Below are 15,717 nucleotides of genomic sequence, written 5' to 3' on the forward strand. Positions count from 1 at the left end.
GTAGATCGTCCCTTCCCGGGTGGGGGTGTTCGGTGATGTCGGTGCACCAGGTGTCGTTCGGACCGTCCACGACGAAGTCTCGGTCGGCCAGGCCCTCATAGGGGTCGGCGTGCTGGTGACGGATGGTGCAGCCTCGGCTGCGGCGCCGGTACAGGCCCTGGACGCCGGCCTCGCGCATGAGCCTGGCGACACGCTTGTGGTCGACCACCAGGCCCAGCCCGAGGGTCAGCTCGGCGTGGACTCGTGGCCATCCGTAGGTAGGAATTCGAGCGGCCTTCATCTGTGTCGGCCTGGGACAGCCAGTTCCGAAGCATGACTCGGAGCTCGAGAGGGGCGGACTTCCGCCTCGACCGGCGCGCGGGTCTCGTCGAGATCGGCGAGGGACGCGAGCGGATAGCCGATCCGGTCTGGCCGCACAGGTCGATTGCGGCGACATCTGCGCCGTCCCAGGCCAGCCAAACGGCATGGGCACGCCCCTGGCCGCGGGCGGCAGTCGTGACAACTACGACCTTCCCCCGAGAGCGGGCATCCGTCACCCCTTCAGAGCACGGGGCGCTCGGCCACGTAGAACACGTGCGTGAACGTGTTCTCGACGATCGCGTCGGGCATCTCCGTGTCGAACCATCGGTCGACACCCGCCCAGTGGTAGGAACTCCGGCTGTAGTCGACCCGGAGACCGTCGATCGACTCGTACTCTTGCTCCCAGACGTGTGTCCATCGGGACGGGCTCAAGGCTTGGTCGACTCGGCTCAACGACCAGCTCCGGATCGCTCCGATGTGGAGGGGCATGCCGGTGAGCGAGTGCTCGAAGGAGGTCCGCACGTCGTCGGGTATACCCGGTTTCAGGCCGAGTAGGAGCGTCCTTTTCACGCGCGGGCCTTCTAGGGACACGTGTTGCGAGGCGACCGGCGCAAGCGCCACGGCATCGACCACCTCGATGCCGGGCCGATCGACGGTCGGCAAGACGTCGGCGACGATGTCCCAGGTCGCGTCACCGCCCCCGTACGATCCGGGTTCATGCTGGCCCGCCGCGCCAGGCAGGTCACGGACGGAGGCCTCGGGGGCCAGCTTCAGTTGCAGTACCCAGCGCGTCATGACGAACCGTAGACCTTCCGATCGCGGCTGATGGCGATGTCGTCGGTGGCGGCCCACCACTCCAGAATCCTGGGATCGAGCCGTGCCTCGCTGCGGACCTTCCAGAACGCAGCAATGTCCGGGCACTCCCAGACCAGGCACAGTTCGATCGTCTCCCCGTCGATGTGGCGGCGCCATGAGCTCACCAGCATGGCGCCGCGTTCCTCGACGGTGGGCCGGTACTCCTGGTCCAGGCGTCCGAGCCAGGACTCGACCCGGTCCTCCGCGAGGGTGATACGGTCTATGATCGCAACGCGACTCACGAACTACTCCTCCAGAATCTCGACGTGCTGGCAAGACAGTGCTGACAGAACGCCTGCATCACGCAGGTTCCGGCCATTCGTCAGCCGGTGTATCAGTCGAAGACGAAGCCGATGTAGCCGCCGTTGACGAGCTCGTCACATGCTTGCCGATAGGCGACTTGGCCGCCGACGAACGTGAGGTATTTGCGCCGCTTGCCAGCGACGTTGGAGCCCAGATACCAGGAGTTGCAGTCGTCGGACGCGCGGATCGTGCCAGTCACCAGGGAATCGACACGTTCCGCCCAGCCGATCTCGGCCTCGACGTCCGGCTCCACCGTCGTCTTGTCGTTCTTCGCCATGTGCACCATTAGGTCGGCGATGATCTGGACGTGGTGTTCCACCGCGGCGACGACGTTGATGTGGACCGAGGGACTGCCTGGCCCGTTCACCATGAAGAGGTTCGGGAAGCCGTGTGACTGGAGTCCCAGGTACGCGCGGGCATCGTCGAGCCATCTGGCCTTCAGCGAGACATCATCGCGGCCGCGGATGTCGATTCGCGTGAGTGCTCCGGTGATGGCGTCGAATCCGGTTGCGTAGACGATGACGTCGAAGTTGTACTTCTGGGCGGCCGTCTCGATGCCGTCGGGCGTCACGCGGTCGATCGGCTCCTTCCGCAGGTCGACCAGCGTGACGTTGTCGCGGTTGAACGTCGCGAAGTAGCCCGTGTCGTAAATCGGCCGCTTACATCCAAGAGGATACGTGGGGACGAGCGACTCGGCGACGTCGGGATCCTGGACGACGCCCCGCACGAGGTCGCCGTACAGAGCGACGGCGGCCTTGTTCGCAGCCGGGTCGACGAACGCGTCGTACCAGCCCCAGGGCGCCGACCAACCGTCTTCGGCGACCTTCCGGCGGATCTTTTCCGGGCTCGCCGTCAGGATGCGTTCGTCTGTCGGGATGTCCTCGACGGTGATCGCACCCACGTGGATCGTGCCGGTGAACGTCTCGGCGAGGCGCCGGCGGAGATCGGGGTACGAGGCCTTGATGGCGTCCATCTCGTCGCGGCCCATCGGCCGGTTGCCGGCCGGCCGGGTGAATGCGGCCGAGCGTTGGAAGACGTGCAGGCTCGAGGCCTGCTCGGCGACGATCGGGATGGCCTGGACCCCCGACGAACCCGTGCCAACGACGGCGACCCGCTTGCCGCGGAAGTCGTAGCCCTCGCGCGGGAAGGTGCTGGTAATCAGCGTGTCACCGCTGAACGCCTCGACACCTCGGATGTTCGGGGCGAGCGGGGCGGACAGGCAGCCGGTGGCGGCCACGACGAACTGCGCGGTGAACCGCTCACCCGTGTCGGCCTCCACCGACCAGACTCCGGCCTCCTCGTCGAAACGGGCGGCTGTCACGGTGGTGCTGAACCGAATGTCCCGACGGAGATCGAGTCGGTCCGTGACAAAGTTAAGGTACCGCTCGAGCTCGGGTTGGGTCGGCATCACCTCGCTCCAGTCCCACTCCTGCTGGATCTCATCGGAGAAGCTGTAGGAGTACTCGATGCCGTACACGTCGACACGTGCGCCCGGGTAGCAGTTCCAGTACCAGGTCCCGCCGACCCCGGGGGCTCGCTCCAGTAGGAGCACGTCGAAGCCCTGCCGGCGGAGTTCGTACAGTGCGTAGAGACCGCCGAAGCCGGCTCCGATGACGATTGCGTCGAGACGACTGGCCTGCGTTTTCTGTGTCATTGCTGTTCCGTTCCGCAAGGGTTGAGGTCGGCATCTGTTCGCCGGCCATGTGCCGGCTGTCGTTCACCGTGGGTCTTGGGTAGACGTCTCGGTCCCCCGGGCTCGACGAAAGGCGATGCGGGAACGCGACCTGTCGATGAACTTCTCCTCGTCGGCCGCGACGTCCGCAGCACAGTCTGGGTCGTCGCCAGCCTCGCCCGCATCGCGTCGAACGCGGCCCGATCGTCGAACCAGATCTCGGTGACCACGTCGTACTCCGCCTCCCGGTCTCGCCCCCGAGGAGCGGGGGCGCGGGCCGGAGGGTGACCCCGGCAGCGGCGTACCCGGCCACCCGCCCCGCCAGGTAGTCGGTGTCGGCCGCGGGGTCGCGGCCCGGGAGCGGGGTGAAGCACACGTCGAAGTCCCGGGGGCGGCTGGTGGCGGCGCGCCGCTGCCGAATCTCGGCGATCCGTTCGTCGAGCTGTTCGGGGATCAGCGGGGGCGTTCCGGTGATCTCGGCCATCGCCGTCGGCTGTTCGAACGGCAGCCAGTCGTCCCCGCGCTCCGCAACGCGCCGACTCGCGGCCCGTCCGTTCCCGCCGATCCAGACGGGGGGCCCGGGCTGCTGGCGCGGGCGTGGTAGCGCGACGTTGCCGCCGGCAGGAAAGGGTCCGTCGCTGTGGACCAGCTCGCCGCTCCGGGAGCGGCGCATCGCGTCGACGGCTGCGTCCAAGCGCGCGCCACAGTCGGGGAAGGAACCGCCCAGGGCCGCGAACTCCGCGCGCAGGTACCCGGCACCCCTGCCGGCAACGACGCGACTGCCGGAGAGCAGATCGAGGCTGGCCAGGGACTTGGCGGTCAGGTGCGGATTGCGGTAGCCCGCGACCAGGAGAGCTGTCAGCAGCCGGATCCGTCGGGTCCGCGCCGCGGCGAAGGCCAGCGTGTCGAACGGGTCAAAGGAGTGGTGTCCGCCCTGCTCGACCCAGCTGTGCGGGGAGAAGGGATGGTCGGACAAGCCGAACACCGCGAGACCGCATTTCTCGGCAGCGACGGCCAGGTCGGCGAGATCCCCATCACCGACCCAGGTGTCCCAGCGGCGCGTCGCCCGGACCGGGAACTGCAGAACGAACTTCACTGCGCTCCTTACGTCGATGGCGGACTACAGGCGGGCTTCAGGCAGGGTGCTCAGGCCGCGCCCCGTTCCGTCCAGCCTGCGACAAGCGCGTCGACGGTCGTGAGTCGGGCCAGCATCGCCAGCGTGTTGCGCAGGACCTGCTCGCCGTATTCCCGGGGAGTGCCGACGACGGTGTCGCGCGGGACGACCACGTCGAACCCACGCTCCGTCGCGTCCGCAGTGGCCAGGAGGATCGCGACATGGAGCGACACCCCAGCGAGCAAGACGGTGTGGGTCCCCCGGCTCCGCAGCAGGGGAGCAGCTCGGTGTTGTTCGCTGGGGACAGGCCCAAACGCCGTCGCATCATCAGCTCGCCGTCGGCGCACAGGCGCGGGACGACCTGAGTCGCGGGGTGATCGGGGTGCCAGTCGTGGTTGCTCGCAGCCAACGAGTGCAGCAGTGGGGTGGGCCCCAAGTCCTTGGGGCCGAACGCACCCGCGGCGACCGCGTGAACCACGAGCACCCCTGCGTCCCGGGCGGCGTGTAGGAGGCGCTCGATGTCGTCGAGCACGGGCGCGTCGTCGGCGGCCAGGTCCGGCAGCGCCGCATCCGGGCCCAGTACACCGTTCTGGCACCCGAGACAGACGACCGCGGTCGTCATGGGATCGAGGAAGAAGGAGCGCCTGGCCGATGTCATTGTCTGTGGTGTCCTCGGGTTCGGTGGCGAGGAAGCGCGCGGGCACGGGCAGGACCCACACGACCTGGACCTGGAGGCGCCTCGCGGTGTGTCCCGCTCTGTAGGAACGGTGCGTTGTGACGACATCCGGGGCCCCGTCGTTCTACCGAAGCTTGACGATTATGTCAACTCAGAAAGCAGTGTAGTTTACTCTGCCCAGTGGCGCAGTGGATCCGTCCCATCGAGTTGGTCTGTACTCGGACGGCGGCCAGACGTCTGGGCAGACTTGACGTTCTCGTCAGAAGGCGGTTTCCTGCGCGGCAGGCTGCCGGTCCCGTGGTCCCCGCCGCAGGAGGTGGGAACCGGCCGACCAGACGGCGTCTCTGCTGTGAGAGGAGATCCCGTCATCGACTTGGGTTGACCGACCGACGGGCCGTCGTCGCCGGAGCGGGCTTCCGGCCCGAGCGGGCCGGCCACGGCCGAGCGACGGCTCGGAGGCTGGCTCGATGGTCGCCTGCATCGACACGGACCGGGATCGTGCGGAGGCGATCGTCGCCGGGATCCACGAGCTCGGCGGCAAGGCCCACTCCATCGTCGCCGACCTGCGCAGGCCCACCGAGTGCTCGGGCCGCGGTTGCTGATGCCGCCGCCGTGCTCGGGGGAATCGATATGGCCGTCGACATCATCGGCGAAGCGGGGTGGCACACCCTGGCGGATACCACTGACAACGACTGGGCCACCGGTCTGGAGACCAACCTCAGCCAGGTCTTCTACTGCTTCCGGGAGTCTGTCGCGGTCCTCGTCGAGCGGGGCACCGGCGGGGCGATGTCCAGCATCGCATCGGTGGACGGCATCGGCAGCTCCCAGCTCCACGCCGCCTACGGTGCGGTCAAGGCCGGGGTCATCTCGCTGGTCCGTACGCTATCGGCCGAGCTCGGGCCCGCAGGCGTGCGAGTCAACGCCGTGGCCCCGGGCGACGTCGGCGGGCGAAGTCCGAACCTGGCAGCGGATCTGTCGCCCTTCGAGCTTGGGGGCAACCCGTTCAACCCCCTGGCGCCGAGCCGGGCGTGGACGTGGCGAACGCGTTGCTGTTCCTGTCCTCGGACATCGCGTAGCGCATCACCGGCCACTGCATCGTGGTGGACGGGGGCGGGCAACCGATCCCCGTGGGGTCTGACCGAGGACATCCCCTCCCTGTGTGGCGGGCTGCCGGAGTCCCGCTGGCGAACAACCGGCCGCCGGCACCGCAACCTGCCCCGACAGGGTCAGATAGCCGTGGGCGATCGTCGACCCGATGAGGTCCGTGCGCGCACCTGGTCGACATGAATCCATTGGTGGTCGCAGGTTACCTCGGCGAACGCGTCGATCCGCGCCTGGTCAACCCGCAGCCACGGTGTCGGCCCGAGGCGGGTGCCTGCTGCGGCCCGCAGCGTCTCGAGCCCCTCGACCACCATTGGCGAGGTCTGGGTCGAGCTGTGGTCGGCTTGCGTCGTCATGAAGCGTCCCACTTCCGCGTCCGAACCCAGACAATGGCTAAATCAAGCGCTTGATTTGTTCTTCGGTGCGGCCGGGCCGGCGCCCGCGGCTCCATGCGAAACTGTTCAACCAAGTGCTTGGTAGTATCCGGTCTCGTCGGCGTCGGCCCGGTACCCACCCAGTCCGGAACGGAAGCGGTGCCATGTCCGACCAACTGATGACGACTACGGACGTCGTCGCCCGGCTGAAATCCGGGATGACGATCGGCGTCCACATCGGCATCGGCGTCGTTCCGGGTGGAGGGCAAGGTTCCGGATGTCCGTGCGGCGACGGGGCTATCGACCTCGCCGCGACGCTGGACCGGGTGCCTGCGCTGCTCGAATCGGGCGTGACCGACCTGTCCTTCCGCTTGTCCGCTCTCGCGTCCAACGGGGGTCGGGCATCGGATCTGTTGCCCGAGTTCGTACGTGCGTTCCGCGAGCACTTCGGCGGCAAGGTGGCCGCCGGGTCGGTCAGTGGGGCCGCAACGTCAACGTCGTACCTGCAGGAGTGCATGAGGAGTTGCGCTCCCTCGTCGACTAGTACGCACAAGCCGTGGACGCACGTGACTTCGACGGAGCGGCGGATCTGTTCGCCGAGGACGGCGTCCTTGCCGTATCGGTCGTGAAGGACGGCGCAGTCGTTTCCGGACATCGAGATCACCGGGCGCCAGGCCGTTCGCGGGGCGCTGGGCCGGACCGAGAGCAGTACGTTCACGGTGCACGGCGTCGCGGGGATGGTCGTCCGCGTGACGTCCGACCCCGGTACGCTGAGCGCGACGGCGCGGGTCGTTCAGGTGGAAGACCCGACCTCTGTCGAGACCTTGATCTTCCGTTGCCACGATCGCACGCGGTCCGGGACGGCGGTGAAGGTTCCTCCGCCGGGAGATGCAGCGGCTCTTAATCGAGCGCAGCCCGGTGACCGACTTCAGAACTAACCGCCTGAATCGAGTTGAGCGGTCGCTTGCTTGGTGTAGTGTGTCAGGCCACGACCGGCGAGGGAGCTGTCGGTCCGGGTCCCGGGCACGACAGCGGTCCGCTGCGGCGGGAGGGTGATCCATGACGCGATCGGTGCGGCATGTGCGCGTCCCGCGGCATCGCCGGAACGAGTCGGAGCCCGTGGCGGCGGGCGTAAGACCGCTATTGACATAATCGTCAAGTGCGGTGGACGATGTACGTCCTACGGACCGCTGTTCGTCGGACCGACATCTACAACGACGAGGCCCGGTACGCCGAGACCCGGCTGTACGACCTTCCGCTCCGGTCCGCTCGCCCACCGCGAGCAGGTCCCCGAGCGGTGACGAAGATCCCGATGGTTCCGGCGACGCGGATCCCACCGCGCCGCCGGGCCCGTGACAGGGTGTAGCGGAGGTCCGTGTGGAGAGGACTGTGGAATGACGGTAGGTACCGACGAGATCGTCGCTGTTGTCGAGCGATTCCATCGCGACATGGGGAAGCTGAGCCCGGACGAGGCGACGAGCCTGTTCACCGAGGACGGCTACATCCAGATGATGATGAAGGAGCCGTACGCCGGGCGGGCGGAGATCCACCGGATGTTCACCCTGTGGACCTCCCACTATACCGATGTAGTGACCACGCCGCAGACTGTGACGGCGTCGGGGAACCGGGTCGCGGTCGAATGGCTCGACACCTCCGACCACAACGACATGCACTACGAGATCCCGTGTTGTGGGGTCTTCGAGTTCGAGGGCGACAAGATCGCCGCCTGGCGGCTCTACTACGACTACGCCGCCGAACGCGGTCAGGAAGCCGGCCTCAAGCCGCCGGTGTAGCGCCCTGGCCACCCCCGGGCTGTGTCCGGTCGGCCGTGCCCCACGAGTGTTTCCGGTATCGGTGGAAGCTGTCGTGCAGCAGTTCGTACGTGCGTACTCATCGTTCTCTTTCAGGAGGGTCCAATGGCGGATCGGCCTTCACCGTCGCGGCGCAAGGAGCTGCTGGCGGTCAATTTCGGGCAAGCGCTCGAGTATTTCGACTTCACGATCTTCGCGATCTTCGCGATCTACTTCTCGAGTCAGTTCTTCCACGGCGACAGCGACGTGTCGAACCTACTCTCCACACTCGCGGTGTTCGGACTCGGGTTCGTCGCCCGGCCGATCGGGGGGATCGTCTTCGGACGCCTCGCCGACCGGCGGGGCCGGACGCTGGTCCTGGTCCTGACCATCTCGATCAGCTCGCTGTGCTGCCTGCTTACCGCCGTGGCACCGACCTACGGGATGATCGGCGCTGGCGCCTCGGTGTGGATTGTGGTGGTGCGGATCGCGCTCGGCATGGCCCAGGGCGGCGAGCAGGGCAGCTCCGTCACCTATGTCGGAGAAGCCGTCCCGGCGGCCCGCCGCGGGTTCCTCGGCAGCACCAACACCGCCTTCGTGGTGGTCGGCCTGACCCTGGCGACGCTGCTCGGGGCGCTGCTCAGCACCCTGCTCACCAAGGCGGAGATGACCGCGTGGGGCTGGCGGATCCCGTTCATCATTGGTGCCGTTCTCGGGGTGTTCGTCCTCTACCTGCGCCGCTCGCTGGCGGAGCCCGAGACCTTCACACGGACCACCACGGGAGATGTCGCAGAGAGCGCGACGCTGCCCGAGGCCGCGTCGTCCGTGGCCCCGGTGGCCGCCGCGGCCCGCGGGGAGATCTCGCGCCGGGGCACCTTCCTGCTGGTCCTGCGCGCGATTGTCGTCACCGGGTCGACACTGGTCTTCGGCTACCAGTGGTCGGTCATGGCGCCCACATACGCGATCACCTTCCACAAGGTCAACCCGACGGCGGCGATGTGGGTCGGTGTCGTCGCAACCGTCCTCTACGGCGGGGCCATCCTGTTGTCCGGGCGGCTCTCCGACAAGATCGGCCGCCGGGGGAACCTCATCATCTACGGAGTGCTGGTCGCGGCCCTGTCCTTCCCCCTGTCCGGCCTGCTAAGCAGTAGCGCCTGGACCCTGCTGATCGCGATGTGCCTGGCCAACGTGGTCCTCGCTTTCGGCACCGGGATGCAGGTCGCCTGGTTGTCGGAGCAGTTCGCCACCCGGACCCGCGGCCTCGCAATTAGCGGGACCCTGGCCTTCTCGTCCGCCATCTTCGGCGGCACCGCCGCCTACCTCAACACCTGGCTCACGGCGAGGGGCACTCCGCAGATCTTCACCTGGTACGTCATCGCCACTGCGGTCGCCACGATCATCCTCATCGCGGTCTCGAGGGAGACCAAGGGGATCTCCCTCGCCAGCGTCGGTAGGACGAACCGCGCGACACCGGCGGGGTCCGGTCCCGTCGCCGAGCCCGTCTGACCCGGGGCCGTTCCGGCGTACGCTGCATCAGCTAAACAGCTGCACCGCCAGCGGCTGGTGCTCACCCCGGTTCCCGCAACATGGCCATGATCATGCGGGCAGTCGCGTCGACGATGTCGCCCTGCTCGAGGGGCAGACCAGGGATCATCATCTGCTGCCACGTGCGGTCGAGCGCGGACTTCACCATCATGCCCAACAGCTCGGGCTCAGTGGTCGGCGTGGCCTGATGGGACCGCAGGCCGACGCCGAGGATGAAGAACGCGCGCATCGTGTGCCGCACGACCGTGGGCTGCAGATCCGGATCGTCTGGGGTCGAGTGGGACGAGAGCACGAAGCCCCCGTGCCGGTCGAGGAACGCGAAGTAGCGCTGCACCCACGCCGAGACGTCCTCGACTGAGCACGGTCGAGGCAGGTCGTTCCACTCGGAAAGCACCGCCATGCTCTCGTCGTGCACAGCCTGGCCGAGCAGGTTGAAAACTTCGCGCTTGTCACGGAAGTAGGTGTAAAAGCCTGCTCGGGAGATCCCGCACGCGTCCGTGATGTTGTTGATGCGGGTGCCTGCGTACCCCCGTGTGAGAAAGAGCTCACGGCACGACTCGATGATCATCTGGCGTGTGCGGGCCGCCCGGTCGCCCAGATCGGGCGGCACGGAGGAGTCGTCCGGCCGGGCTGGGGCGGGAGCGGTCTGCTGCCGGGCGTTGCTGATCGTTTCTCCTACATTGCTGGGGTGGGGCGGGAGGGCGGTGTATCGACCGAGCAAGCGCTTGACAGATATCACCCCAGTCAGGCGCGAATCTCCTCCGGCAAGCCCTCCGCGGGATGATCGTGACGCAGACTCGCTTCCCACCTTTGATGTAATACACACAGTGTATCTGCATGGAGAATCCTGGTGTGACAGACACGTCAAGAACCCTGTCCGCATCCCCAGTCGAGAGCAGTACGTCGGTCAGGGACAAAACCCCCACAACTGATGGCGAGGTACTCCGGTTGTCGACCCCGCCCCCGACGTCCCTGCCCGTCGAGCGGCTGGGGCGGCCCGCGAGCGAGGGTCTGGCAGCCCGGCGTGCGGCTGCCGCGAGAGCCGCACGCCGGGCCGATCCTTGGGTCAGAGTGACCGACGTCAATATCGCCGGAGTCGCCTGCCGGACAGTCGTTCCCGAAGTCGCGGGGACGCTGAGGGTCGGGGCGTCTTGGTCTACGTCCACGGCGGTGGCTTTCGGCTGGGTACACCGACCGCCGATACCGGGTCCGCGACCTCGCTGGTCGCCACGGGGGCGGGTGGTGCTCGTGGACTACCGGCTCGCGCCGGAACATCCCTACCCGGCGGGGCTGCGGGACGTCCTCGCCGTCCTCGGCGAGGTCCGCGCGGAGGCGGGCCGCGAGGCCGTCGTCCTGGTCGGGGACTCGGCGGGCGCCGAGCTCGCGCTCTCGGCTGGCCAGGTCGCCCGACACTCCGGTGCGCCGGTGGACGGCCTCGTATTGCTGTGCCCCTGGCTCGACCTGCGATGCGGCTCCCCGACGTTCACCGCGCCGATGAACACCGACACGATGTTCCCGCTCGAGGGCGAGGATCTCCTGCAGCTCAGGTGGGGGCTGGTCGTGGCCCACGCAGAGGGCGTGATCGTCGGGGCCCCCGTGCTCGTCGAGCACCCCCGTGCTCGGCGACGAGCGCCGTCTGCTCGGCAGTCAGCTCGATGGGTGCGAAATTCATTGTGTCTCCGCGGACGTCGATGTTGCTGCGGCCGGACCGGCTATCGCGGCCCGCCGCGGCTCGGTGAGCCGCTCTAGCGTGGGCTCTGTGCGAGGCATCCCCCTGTGAGCTGGCTCCAGGCCACCGACCGACGGTGATGGAGGCTAACGTCCGCCTCCATGGTGAGCCCGAAGCCACCGTGCACGTGCACGGCCTTCGCGGTCACCCGGGTGGGGTGGAGGCGGCGAAGGTCAATGCCATGGCAGACAGCCCTGGTCGGCACCGCGGTTCGTGCTCGTGGAGCCACGATGCCCGGCGGGTCAGGTTGCGGGCGGTGTCGGTGGCGGCTACGCAGTCCACGAGTGTGTGGCTGATCGCCTGGAAACCTGCGATCGGTGAGCCGAACGCCTTGCGCTCGACCGCGTAGCGCCACGCCAGGTCGGTAGCGGCGGTCGCGAGGCCTGTGAGATGGGCCGCGACGGCGACCCGGTAGTCGCCCGCCGCGGAGGTCCACAGTTCGTGTGCCTGCGCCCCCGACGCGACGGGAATCACCTCGGTCGCGAGATCGCGGGATCCCCATCAGGCAACCGGGAGCGCCGCGTCGTTGGGCTCGTGCGGCGGAGGCGTCGAGCGGCGGAGGAGCACGAGATCGCTGGCGTGCACGGCGAGCACTCGGACGCGACAGCGCCGGCGGGAGCGAGCTGCGGACCGCCGGCGTCGGCCGACACGGTGGCGATGCTCAGGATCTCCTCGCTACGGGCTGCGTACACGGTGTCGGGATGGTTCGGCCACACGCGGACGAGCAGCCTCGCTGCCATGAGGTGTCCGGCGAGCGGGACGGGCGCGAGGGCGCGGCCGTCCTCCTCGCAGGCGAGCACGATCTCCGGCAGCCCGCCGCCCTGCCCTCGTTGTCCAGGAGACCCTTGGCGGCAGCTCGCGTGACGAAGTGCTCGCCGTGCTGGCCGCGGACCGAGGTGGGCTCGGCACCGAAGCGGACCTTGACGAGCGCACGGCAGCGGAGATGCGGTCCCTCGGGCTATACGAGGCGTTCGGTGCGGCGCCGGCGACCGCCTCGGTGCAGGCGGAGCACCAGCCCACCGGACGCGAGGGCTGAGCGATGGATCCGTTGACGATCCTCGTCGTCCTGGGCTTCTGTGTCCTGGGCACCCTCGCCTTCACGCTGATCGGGCTGGTCTCCGGTACGGACGAGACCGCCACGATTGCCCCGCTCACCTTGCTCGTGGTTCTGCTCGGTGCTCCGGCCCCCGCGGTCTTCGGCTTCTTCATGTCGGCGATGGTGGCCAAACACATCACCCACGCCATCCCGACCGCCCTGCTCGGCATCCCCGGCGACACTATGGCGATCCCGCTGATGCGCGAGGCGAACCCGATGCGCGGTCTCGGCGCCCCGCACGTGGCGTTGTGCAAGATGGTGTCGGCGTCGGTCGTCGCGGTGTTCGTCTCGCTGCCCCTGTCGGTGCTGTTCGCCGTCATCCTCAGCCCGCTGGGCAGCGTGATCTCCGCAGCGGCGCCCTGGATCTTCCTGAGTGCGTCCGTGCTCATCGCCTACTTCTCGCCGGGACGCTGGGCCTCGGTCGTCGCGATCGTCCCCTTCGTGTTCCTCGTCGCGGCGTTGCAGGCGTTCTCCACCGCCCACGGCCTCAAGCCCTCGGTCAGCTACTCTCTCGGGGTCACTGCCGGTCCGCTGATCATCGACCTGCTGCGCTCGTTGTCGCCCAGGGAACGCCGGAGCATGTCCCGCACGGAGCACCGCCGCGTCTCGATGGCACCCGACGTCAAGAGCTGGAGCGGGTTCATGCCCAACCCGTTCAAGGTCCTCGACCCCGGGCAGACCCGCACAACTGTCACGGCCGCCGCGGTGACCAGCGCGACGTTCGTGTTCAGCCCGGTCGCCACGACGGTGGCCGTCGGTGAGTACGTCGGTGCCCGCACCAAGCACGCCTACCGGAGGCTCACCTCCGTACTCGCGGTCCGCAACGGGGTGACCGAGTCGACCTACATCGCCGAGGTCCTGATCCCGTTGATCGCGTTCGGCCTGCCCCTGAGCCCGGTCGCCATCGGCCCGGCGGCCCCGTTGTTTAACGCTCCGCCGCGGTTCACCGTCGATCCGAGAACGGGCGAGGTGAACAACCTTCACACGATGCTCAGCGTGCCCGAGTTCCTGTTCTTCGGCCTTGCCGCGGCGCTCATCGCCGTCCTCATCGCCCCTACCCCTTCGCCATGAACTACGCGCACCGTGCGGCCTCCTGGGTGATGGGCAAGGGGAGCCACGAGGCGCTCATCGCCGCCTTCGTCTCGCTGATCGTCGTGATCAGCGTGTGGGAGGGCGGGGTTACCGGCCTCCTCGTCACGGTGATCATGGGCGCGGTGGGCGGTCTGATGAGCCGGGCCCTCGGGTTCGGGGTCGGCGTTCAGTTCATGTGCTACTACACATCGGTCCTTACCGTCCCGGCGCTGCTGGCCCTCGCCGGCTGATCAGGAGGAGCGAGTGATGTCAACGGGGTGCTATGAGGCAATCCATCAGGCTAGTGCCTCGTCAGGCAAACGTTCGGTAGGTAATCGGGTGCGAATCTTGGACTCGGGCGCGAAGTGTTTCTTGGGTCTGGCATGGCGGTTGGCCCAGCGGACGTAGCCGGCGATCGCGGCTTCCTGGGCGGCGTGAGAGGGGTAGTCGCTGCCGTCAAGGGTGAAGTAGCGCAGCGCGGTGAACTCGGACTCGATCCAGTTCAGCCAGGACGCGTGGGTCGGGGTGAACACCAGCTCGACGTCGTGGCCGGCGCACCAGGCAAGCACTTCGGCCTTGCGGTGTGGGGAGAAGTTGTCGCAGACCACGTGGAGTCGCCCGGACGGGAACCGGCGTCGGAGTTGGTGCAGGAACGCGAGGAACTCCTGCCAGCGCTTGCGGTCACGCAGCCGGTAGAATAGCTGTCCGGAAGCGAGGTCGAGACCGGCGATCATGTGTCGGACCCCGCCGTAGCGGTGGTAGGTCGCTCGCAGCCGGGCCGGGCGACCGGACGGGAACCAGCCACGGCCCGGGCGGGGTTGCAGGTTCAACGGGCCGAACTCGTCCACGCAGATCACCCTGGCGCCCGGGTCGAGCTGCCCGGCGGCGGAGCGGTCGTAGAGATCGAGGATCCGGGCCATCTTCTGCGCGAACTCGGAGTCGGTGCTGGCCTTCCAGGTCTTGGTGGCCTGCCAGCGCACTCCCGATGCCCGCAGGATCTGCCGGACTGTCTCGGTGCTGACCTGCGCCCGATGCGTGGTGGCGAGGTGCTCGACGAGCTTGGTCAGGCTCCAGGTGGTGAACGGGCGCCCGGCTTGTTGGGGCGGCGTGCGGGCGACCCGGCAGACGAGCTCGCGGACGTGGGGGCCGAACTTTAGGAGGTCGGCCCCCGCTCCATTTTGGGTCCAGAGCAGCGAACCCCTTGTCGTTGAACGCGTGGATCACCTCCCGCGCGTACTGCGCGGTCGCGGCGAACATCGCTGCCGCCTCGGCCGCGGAGCGGCCCTGCACCGAGGCCAGCACGATCCCCGCCCGCCGCAGCCGGACCCGATTCCGGGCCGTGCGGGTGATCTTCACCAGTCGCTGCGCCTCAGCCGGGTCCAACTCCCGGACGAACACCTCAGGCTGCCGAGCCATCGCCCACCTCCGACGACAGCCTCCCAGGCGATCACCCCAACCCGGTTACAACGGCAACGCTCCCGGACGAGGCACTAGCTACTTCGCCCTGAAGAGATAGCGGCGCGTCAGGCCGCTGACCTGCGGAGATGCTCGGCGCCTTCGGTGTCGGGGTGGAGTGCGCGGGAGAGTGGTCTTGTAGCTCGGTGAGCCGGGGAAACGAGGCCTGATGCTGCGGACACACGCGGCGAGGTGAGCTTGTCGGAGGCGGTGCTTCTCGAAAAGGTCCTGCGGCTGCCGGAGGAGCTTGCTCGGGTCGATGCGCTGCTCGATGATCCGGTGTTCTTCGCCCCGTTCATGCCGTTCGGCTAGGACGGCGCCGACGAGGGGGGTCAGGGAGTCGCGGTCGGGGAAGATCCGACCCCGTCGGTGCGGCGGCGGATCTCGCGGTTGAGCCGCTCGCTGGGGTTGTTCGACCAGATCTGGCGAGGAGCTCGTGAAGGCCAGGACGTCCGCGCGGGCGGCGTCGAGGTGCTCGCACACCTTCGGCAGCTTGACGGCCACCGCGTCAAGGACGCGGTCAAACCCACCTTGGACGCCACTAGAGATCGCGCCGTGCAGCCCAGGCCGTGCCACCTCCACCCGCCGACTCAGGGGAGCCAGCCGCCCGGAATCGGGAGTGGACGTGCTTCCGGG

At 68.1% G+C, this 15,717-nt stretch carries 18 protein-coding genes and 4 pseudogenes; 9 read left to right on the forward strand and 13 right to left on the reverse strand.

Annotated features, from left to right (window positions below; all coding sequences use genetic code 11):
* Window positions 1-151: 151 nt before the first annotated feature.
* The 7 genes and pseudogenes from ABD324_RS37220 to ABD324_RS12380 all read right to left on the reverse strand — a co-directional run.
* Window positions 152-466 (reverse strand): annotated as a pseudogene (locus ABD324_RS37220) (helix-turn-helix domain-containing protein); the annotation flags it as partial.
* 74 nt (window positions 467-540) lie between these two features.
* A complete protein-coding gene (locus ABD324_RS12365) occupies window positions 541-1,095 on the reverse strand; it encodes a Dabb family protein (RefSeq protein ID WP_344415710.1) in 555 nt (184 codons plus the stop codon).
* A complete protein-coding gene (locus ABD324_RS12370; RefSeq protein WP_344415712.1) occupies window positions 1,092-1,397 on the reverse strand; it encodes a hypothetical protein in 306 nt (101 codons plus the stop codon). Before ABD324_RS12370 ends, ABD324_RS12365 begins: the two co-directional genes overlap by 4 nt.
* 92 nt (window positions 1,398-1,489) lie before the next feature.
* A complete protein-coding gene (locus ABD324_RS12375) occupies window positions 1,490-3,112 on the reverse strand; it encodes a flavin-containing monooxygenase (RefSeq protein WP_344415714.1) in 1,623 nt (540 codons plus the stop codon).
* Entirely contained in the window at window positions 3,109-3,504 is a 396-nt protein-coding gene (locus ABD324_RS37225) for an EthD domain-containing protein (protein ID WP_425565846.1), read from the reverse strand. Before ABD324_RS37225 ends, ABD324_RS12375 begins: the two co-directional genes overlap by 4 nt.
* Window positions 3,426-4,226: pseudogene (locus ABD324_RS37230) on the reverse strand (TIGR03619 family F420-dependent LLM class oxidoreductase); the annotation flags it as partial. The pseudogene ABD324_RS37230 and the gene ABD324_RS37225, both read right to left, overlap by 79 nt.
* Before the next feature lie 50 nt (window positions 4,227-4,276).
* Window positions 4,277-4,963, reverse strand: coding sequence for an isochorismatase family protein (locus ABD324_RS12380; RefSeq protein WP_344415716.1), 687 nt, complete (start codon window positions 4,961-4,963; stop codon window positions 4,277-4,279).
* A gap of 424 nt (window positions 4,964-5,387) precedes the next feature.
* Between ABD324_RS12380 and ABD324_RS12385 the strand changes: the two genes are divergently transcribed.
* Together ABD324_RS12385 and ABD324_RS12390 are read left to right on the forward strand one after the other, a co-directional pair.
* Window positions 5,388-5,522, forward strand: coding sequence for a hypothetical protein (locus ABD324_RS12385; RefSeq protein WP_344415718.1), 135 nt, complete (start codon window positions 5,388-5,390; stop codon window positions 5,520-5,522).
* Window positions 5,523-5,550: 28 nt separating this feature from the next.
* Window positions 5,551-6,207: an SDR family NAD(P)-dependent oxidoreductase gene (locus ABD324_RS12390; protein WP_344415720.1), complete on the forward strand. Its 657-nt coding sequence runs from the start codon at window positions 5,551-5,553 to the stop codon at window positions 6,205-6,207.
* On the opposite strand, the gene ABD324_RS12395 is transcribed toward ABD324_RS12390, so the two are convergent.
* Entirely contained in the window at window positions 6,147-6,377 is a 231-nt protein-coding gene (locus ABD324_RS12395; RefSeq protein WP_344415722.1) for a MaoC/PaaZ C-terminal domain-containing protein, read from the reverse strand. The genes ABD324_RS12390 and ABD324_RS12395 overlap by 61 nt on opposite strands.
* 182 nt (window positions 6,378-6,559) lie before the next feature.
* Between ABD324_RS12395 and ABD324_RS12400 the strand changes: the two genes are divergently transcribed.
* The 3 genes from ABD324_RS12400 (at window position 6,560) to ABD324_RS12410 (ending at window position 9,691) form a co-directional block, all read left to right on the forward strand.
* Window positions 6,560-7,024, forward strand: a complete 465-nt coding sequence (locus tag ABD324_RS12400) for a hypothetical protein (RefSeq protein ID WP_344415724.1) — start codon at window positions 6,560-6,562, stop codon at window positions 7,022-7,024.
* Between the two features lie 765 nt (window positions 7,025-7,789).
* Complete coding sequence (locus tag ABD324_RS12405; RefSeq protein WP_344415726.1) at window positions 7,790-8,188, forward strand: nuclear transport factor 2 family protein; 399 nt, start codon at window positions 7,790-7,792, stop codon at window positions 8,186-8,188.
* Between the two features lie 123 nt (window positions 8,189-8,311).
* Entirely contained in the window at window positions 8,312-9,691 is a 1,380-nt protein-coding gene (locus tag ABD324_RS12410) for an MFS transporter (protein WP_344415728.1), read from the forward strand.
* A 61-nt stretch (window positions 9,692-9,752) separates the two neighbouring features.
* Here ABD324_RS12410 and ABD324_RS12415 read toward each other — a convergent pair whose 3' ends face one another.
* Window positions 9,753-10,340 (reverse strand): TetR/AcrR family transcriptional regulator, encoded by a 588-nt coding sequence (locus ABD324_RS12415; protein ID WP_344415730.1) that lies wholly within the window; start codon window positions 10,338-10,340, stop codon window positions 9,753-9,755.
* Between the two features lie 629 nt (window positions 10,341-10,969).
* Between ABD324_RS12415 and ABD324_RS12420 the strand changes: the two genes are divergently transcribed.
* Window positions 10,970-11,479 carry an alpha/beta hydrolase gene (locus ABD324_RS12420; protein WP_344415732.1) on the forward strand — a complete coding sequence of 170 codons (510 nt, stop codon included), beginning with the start codon at window positions 10,970-10,972 and terminating at the stop codon, window positions 11,477-11,479.
* Window positions 11,480-11,603: 124 nt separating this feature from the next.
* Here ABD324_RS12420 and ABD324_RS37235 read toward each other — a convergent pair whose 3' ends face one another.
* Window positions 11,604-11,933, reverse strand: coding sequence for an acyl-CoA dehydrogenase family protein (locus tag ABD324_RS37235; protein ID WP_425565827.1), 330 nt, complete (start codon window positions 11,931-11,933; stop codon window positions 11,604-11,606).
* 394 nt (window positions 11,934-12,327) lie between these two features.
* Between ABD324_RS37235 and ABD324_RS12425 the strand changes: the two genes are divergently transcribed.
* The 3 genes from ABD324_RS12425 to ABD324_RS12435 are packed head-to-tail and all read left to right on the forward strand — an operon-like array spanning window position 12,328 to window position 13,877.
* Window positions 12,328-12,495 carry a hypothetical protein gene (locus tag ABD324_RS12425; RefSeq protein ID WP_344415734.1) on the forward strand — a complete coding sequence of 56 codons (168 nt, stop codon included), beginning with the start codon at window positions 12,328-12,330 and terminating at the stop codon, window positions 12,493-12,495.
* Between the two features lie 3 nt (window positions 12,496-12,498).
* Window positions 12,499-13,626 (forward strand): tripartite tricarboxylate transporter permease, encoded by a 1,128-nt coding sequence (locus ABD324_RS12430; RefSeq protein ID WP_344415736.1) that lies wholly within the window; start codon window positions 12,499-12,501, stop codon window positions 13,624-13,626.
* Window positions 13,623-13,877 carry a hypothetical protein gene (locus ABD324_RS12435; RefSeq protein WP_344415738.1) on the forward strand — a complete coding sequence of 85 codons (255 nt, stop codon included), beginning with the start codon at window positions 13,623-13,625 and terminating at the stop codon, window positions 13,875-13,877. Before ABD324_RS12430 ends, ABD324_RS12435 begins: the two co-directional genes overlap by 4 nt.
* 45 nt (window positions 13,878-13,922) lie before the next feature.
* Here ABD324_RS12435 and ABD324_RS12440 read toward each other — a convergent pair whose 3' ends face one another.
* The 3 genes and pseudogenes from ABD324_RS12440 to ABD324_RS12450 all read right to left on the reverse strand — a co-directional run.
* Window positions 13,923-14,819: an IS630 family transposase gene (locus tag ABD324_RS12440; RefSeq protein ID WP_344416380.1), complete on the reverse strand. Its 897-nt coding sequence runs from the start codon at window positions 14,817-14,819 to the stop codon at window positions 13,923-13,925.
* A 31-nt stretch (window positions 14,820-14,850) separates the two neighbouring features.
* A pseudogene (locus tag ABD324_RS12445) lies at window positions 14,851-15,042 on the reverse strand (IS630 family transposase); the annotation flags it as partial.
* Window positions 15,043-15,357: 315 nt separating this feature from the next.
* Window positions 15,358-15,627, reverse strand: a pseudogene (locus tag ABD324_RS12450) (transposase); the annotation flags it as partial.
* Window positions 15,628-15,717: the final 90 nt, after the last annotated feature.

The sequence above is a fragment of the Pseudonocardia ailaonensis genome, from assembly GCF_039531635.1.
In the GTDB taxonomy this organism is placed as follows: Bacteria; Actinomycetota; Actinomycetes; order Mycobacteriales; family Pseudonocardiaceae; genus Pseudonocardia; species Pseudonocardia ailaonensis.